General features: G+C 57.6%; 1 protein-coding gene. It reads left to right on the plus strand.

The window, feature by feature from the left end:
* Nucleotides 1-58 precede the first annotated feature (58 nt).
* A protein-coding gene (locus tag Q358_RS0113910; protein ID WP_156940944.1) for an IS3 family transposase occupies nucleotides 59-1,221 on the plus strand; the annotation gives its coding sequence in 2 pieces (ribosomal slippage) (nucleotides 59-317 and nucleotides 317-1,221; 1,164 coding nt in all).
* The last annotated feature ends 30 nt before the right edge of the window (nucleotides 1,222-1,251 follow it).

A 1,251-nucleotide genomic window follows, 5' to 3' on the forward strand; every position in this document is an offset into this window, starting at 1 on the left:
TGATCTTGCCCACCAACAGTGGACACCCCGTTAAGGTATACACTCAACGAGGTGACCCATGGCAAAGCAAGCTACTCCGATGAAGAAGACACGTGCCCGTTACTCTGATGCCTACCGCGAGGAGGCGCTTGCCCTCGCTGACCGAGTGGGGGCTGCCGCTGCTGCTCGTGAGCTGGGTCTGCAGCCAAGCCAGCTCTATCAATGGCGTGCCAAAGCTCAGCAGAAGAAGAACACCTCCGATCGCGAGCAAAAACTGGCCGATGAGAACGCTCGACTTAAGCGGCAACTCTCTGAAATGTCAGAGGAATTGGCCATAACAAAAAAGGCCGCGGTGTACTTTGCAAAAAGCCTGAAGTGAAGTACGCCTTTATCCAGCAGCATCGTCAGGCATTTGGTATCCAGCGTATGTGCGCTGTACTCGGTGTGGCACGCAGCGGCTACTACGCCTGGCGACAGCGTGGTGCTGAACCGACCCCACGGCGCCGCCAGCAGGCCATCACTGACAAGCGTGTAGCTCTGGCCTTTCAACAGAATAAGGGGCGCTCAGGCGCCCCCCGGCTGACCTATGACCTGAACGATGCTGGCGTCGCCATCTGCCGCAATACCGTGGCTGCCAGTCTCCGGCGGCAGAATCTGCGGGCCAAAGCGGCTCGCAAGTACAAGGCTACGACGAACTCACGACATGGCTTGCCCGTGGCGCCCAACCTGCTGAAACAGGACTTTTCCGCCGATGCGCCGAACCAAAAATGGGTCGGCGACATCACCTACTTGGCGACCAGTGAAGGCTGGCTCTACCTGGCCGTGCTGCTCGACTTGTATTCACGCAAGATCATCGGCTGGGCGATGAGCGAACGTATGACCGCTGACCTGGTCGGTGATGCCCTGCAGATGGCCCTGTGGGGCCGCAAGATGCCCAAGGGGGTGATAGTCCACTCCGATCGCGGAAGTCAGTATTGTTCGATGCTGTACCAATCGTTACTGACCCGCTACGAACTCCAGTGCAGCATGAGCGCCAAGGGCAATTGCTTTGATAATGCGTGCGCCGAGAGCTTTTTCCACAGCCTCAAGGTCGAGGCCATCCATGGCGAGCGATTCGAGACGCGGGATGCCATGCGACGACAGGTATTCGAATATATTGAGTTGGACTACAACCGGCAGCGCCGGCACAGTGCAATTGGGATGATCAGCCCAGAGGCTTTCGAAGCTCAAATGATCGCTTAGATCGGTGTCCACCAATGCTGGGTAAGATCA

Origin of the sequence: Halomonas halodenitrificans DSM 735, assembly GCF_000620045.1 — a bacterium.
Classification (GTDB): Bacteria; Pseudomonadota; Gammaproteobacteria; order Pseudomonadales; family Halomonadaceae; genus Halomonas; species Halomonas halodenitrificans.